Annotated in this window: 4 protein-coding genes; 2 read left to right on the top strand and 2 right to left on the bottom strand. The window is 46.3% G+C overall.

Going from position 1 to position 3,253, the window contains the following annotated elements; translation table 11 throughout:
* Positions 1-122: 122 nt before the first annotated feature.
* Positions 123-728: an N-acetylmuramoyl-L-alanine amidase gene (locus tag AB4482_RS22710; protein ID WP_372181775.1), complete on the bottom strand. Its 606-nt coding sequence runs from the start codon at positions 726-728 to the stop codon at positions 123-125.
* Positions 680-1,153 (bottom strand): hypothetical protein, encoded by a 474-nt coding sequence (locus tag AB4482_RS22705; protein WP_372152032.1) that lies wholly within the window; start codon positions 1,151-1,153, stop codon positions 680-682. Before AB4482_RS22705 ends, AB4482_RS22710 begins: the two co-directional genes overlap by 49 nt.
* A 286-nt stretch (positions 1,154-1,439) precedes the next feature.
* Here AB4482_RS22705 and AB4482_RS22700 point away from each other — a divergent pair, with 286 nt between their 5' ends.
* Both AB4482_RS22700 and AB4482_RS22695 read left to right on the top strand, forming a co-directional pair.
* Positions 1,440-2,519: a helix-turn-helix domain-containing protein gene (locus tag AB4482_RS22700; RefSeq protein ID WP_372181773.1), complete on the top strand. Its 1,080-nt coding sequence runs from the start codon at positions 1,440-1,442 to the stop codon at positions 2,517-2,519.
* Between the two features lie 166 nt (positions 2,520-2,685).
* Positions 2,686-3,006: a hypothetical protein gene (locus AB4482_RS22695; RefSeq protein WP_102332639.1), complete on the top strand. Its 321-nt coding sequence runs from the start codon at positions 2,686-2,688 to the stop codon at positions 3,004-3,006.
* The last annotated feature ends 247 nt before the right edge of the window (positions 3,007-3,253 follow it).

Below are 3,253 nucleotides of genomic sequence, written 5' to 3'. Positions count from 1 at the left end.
ACCCCTCCCAGCCTCCCCTTGTATAGGATATTTTTTGCCAAGTAACAGTCGTGATAAAGGGGAGGAGCTAAAAGCACCACTCTCACTTTATTTTCCTCACTTTTCGAATCCCGCATCTGCTCTTAAGCTTTTATCTTCAAAACAGGACACGCTTTATTCACGCCCCAATCTTTATGCCCCTTAACATTCTCATCTGAAATCAAGAACTGCTCTTGCAGTGCAGCCATCAAACCAAACAGTGCCTTGCGCTGCGCAAGTGTGAAGTTATCTTCTGGTTGCAGCTCGGCATTACAACCGCCAACCAAACAAACCCCAATATTGCCCTTGTTGTGTCCTTTCACATGCGCGCCAGTTTGCGACAGCGGCCTGCCCAATTGGACATCCCCATTGCGACGAATAACAAAGTGATACCCCACATCGCGCCAGCCTCTCTTTTTATGCCATTGGCGAATCTCGGCTACGCCTACATCTTGCTGTGGCGGCGTGGCGCTGCAATGCACAGTAATAAAGGAATATGGCGGGCAATGAGGTAAGCGGAGTAAAATCGAAACCAGGCTGAATGAATAGGATGCTGAAGGTAAACAAGGCTCTAACGAAGGGATAAGCTCCATCTTGCTAGCCTGCTCTTCCGAATCAATTCGTTCTTTGGTGTCAGCCCGCTCTTGTAAAACAGACGCTTCTAACGGCTGATTTGGAACTCGATCAGTTGCTGGTGGAGTGTTTGACAAAATAAATCCTCGTGTTGTTGTAAATAGGCGATTAAAGACGTTGATAGCGATTCATTTAAATCAGGGTGCAATGCGATGTGTTGTCGCAGACTGGTGGCTACGGTTTTTTCATAGCCGGGGTGGTGGCTGACATAACGTAAATACATCACGTAATAACCCAGAGGCGATTCACGCCGCGATCGGCTGATCATCCAGCAAATATCGTCATAGCTGGGGGTGTCACCGCATTCATCCTCATTAAAATAACAACCTTCTAAATGGCTTTCTTTATAACCGTTAACTTCATAGCTCAGTACTTGGCCAAACCCATCACTATCACTAAAAAATAACGGCTGACGTGATTGAGTGAGGGAGTTAGCACGGCACTCGATGCTCGCCATTCCGGGTTGATACGCTGAAATAAAAAGAGAAACTATCGCCTTCATTAAGCACCTTATTGCTGCATGGGGAGGGCAATGTACTTCAACATTCTTGATTGGGGTTGGCGGGAATAACACGAAAACAGAGGAACGCAAAAAAGTGAGAGGTGCTTCGAAAAGTTACTGACTTATAAGGTTGGTGTTGCATATCTATCCGAGGTGATTAACCAAACATCTTTTCTTACAACTTATCTCATAGGCCTTTTGCCCCTAAAGCGCCAAAAAGTGTTGTTAATGCCCTTTTTATCAATGGATTTCAGTACTAATGGTCATTTAACAAGGAGCGTTAACCATGTGTGTTTCTCTTATTCTTTCTTTTATCCCCTTAAAAACCGGCTCGCCAATAAGCAAGTTAGTGCTATTGAAATTAGCCGATAACGCAGACGCGCGCGGCGTGTGTTTCCCATCCTTAAATTACTTAGCGCAATATTGCGAAGTGTCGGTAAGAACCGTTAAACGACACGTTAACGAGCTCGAAAAACAAGGTTTTGTGAAGCGGATAAAGCGCTTTGATGATTCAGGACGCCAGCGCAGCAACATATATCAGCTGCGCCTTCCCAGCGACAGCCACATTCAGCAGACCGATCTAGCCCAAGCGAATCAAGAGAACACGAATGTAGAACAAACAGGTTTACCGTCAGCTTCGTCGGAATACCCACAGAAGACAGAATATGCGCAGAAAACCGACCATTCAGACACTCCCCTGGGTGACTCAAGATCCACCACGGAGAGTGATCATCTGGCACACATAATCTTTCATAAAGAACATAAAACAGAGTTGATCTTGAAAAACGGCCTCTTGGATGACACCGATGTTCTTGATCCCCAAAGCGGTTCTGAACAACATGAGGTATTGACACCTCAAGCCACCACTACTCCAATAAGCCAACAGAATGAAGCCGTGATTCACCTGCTCACCAAAGAGGGCAGCGCGCCGATTTATCATGAGTTCTACAAAATCTTAGAGCGAACCTACCCAAAGTTAGATGTGCTGCAAGAACTGCATGCCATGCAAGCCTGGCTGTACATCAACCCCGATAAGCGCAAACCCTTTGAGCACATTGGCCACTTTGTGAATGGCTGGCTAAGAAGAAGCGCCCAAGCCAAAGCGAAGCGAGACTCATCGCCAGTCTTTAAGCAGGCTAGAGCGGCTAAGCAAACAAAAGCGGCTAAACCAGCAAGGGCTTCTGCTTCTACATCGACCAAGGAAGCTAAAACCCAACCGGCAGCCAAGCCCATGGTTCACAAACAACCCATGCCCGTCTCTCAGGCCCTAGCGGACTACCAAGCCAAAAGCACCACCAATCCGTTCGAAGCACGTATCAAGGCCCTCGTTCAATCCAAATCGCACGGCGCGGATTCTAAGCAGTGACCATTCGATTATTTACAGACGAAGCGCTTGTTCACACAGCTAAAAGCTATTGAAAACCAATGATTTAGGAAGCGAAAAGCTTAGAAAAACCAAAGGCTAGGGCAGACCAAGCGCGAATACAGACAAAAAACGTCAAGATACAAAAGTAGAATTAGGGAGAGGGCAAATGGACGATATCAGCCTAAAAAAACTGACAACGGAAGAAAAAGTCACCATTTTAGAAAAAGAGATAGCGCGAGTGGAAGGGCGCATTGGCGAGTTCTTGAAACTGCTGGTTAACCACTACCCACAAGGGTTAACACGCACCGAGATTAAAGCGTTATTGGCGGTAAACAACAACCCAAGCTTCGTGTCGCTGTACCGAAACGGCAACATTTTTATTGATATAGAAAAACGCTACTGCGATGCAGCACAAGAAAACCGCTACCACATAGGTACTCAGTACCTGCAAGACGTACAATGCTCTCGCTGGCTGAATGCGTGGTGAGTTGTTTGTCATGCCAGAGTCAACTTCAAACTGGTTAATATGCACTTACTTTGCTAGAATGCCCCCGCATATTTAAAACCGTATGAGAAACGTATAAAGCGAACAAATTGTCACTATTGCCTTTAGGAGCCAAACCTAAGGGCGGTAGCGTACCCAAATGCGACTGGCTAGCAAGTTTAAAAGTGCGGTAAGCCGAAAGGTTGAAAGCTGCTTTGGCGGCCTATTGGGCAGGGCAAGATCATGAAAA

The organism is Vibrio sp. 10N.222.55.C7, assembly GCF_041473335.1.
Classification (GTDB): domain Bacteria; phylum Pseudomonadota; class Gammaproteobacteria; order Enterobacterales; family Vibrionaceae; genus Vibrio; species Vibrio crassostreae_C.
Note: the sequence above shows the minus strand (reverse complement) of the source record. Positions and strands in the feature narration are given on the sequence as shown.

Coding starts and splice junctions, on each gene's coding strand:
- AB4482_RS22705 (WP_372152032.1), bottom strand. CDS start 1,153: ATGAAGGCGATAGTTTCTCTTTTTATTTCAGCGTATCAACCCGGAATG.
- AB4482_RS22700 (WP_372181773.1), top strand. CDS start 1,440: ATGTGTGTTTCTCTTATTCTTTCTTTTATCCCCTTAAAAACCGGCTCG.
- AB4482_RS22695 (WP_102332639.1), top strand. CDS start 2,686: ATGGACGATATCAGCCTAAAAAAACTGACAACGGAAGAAAAAGTCACC.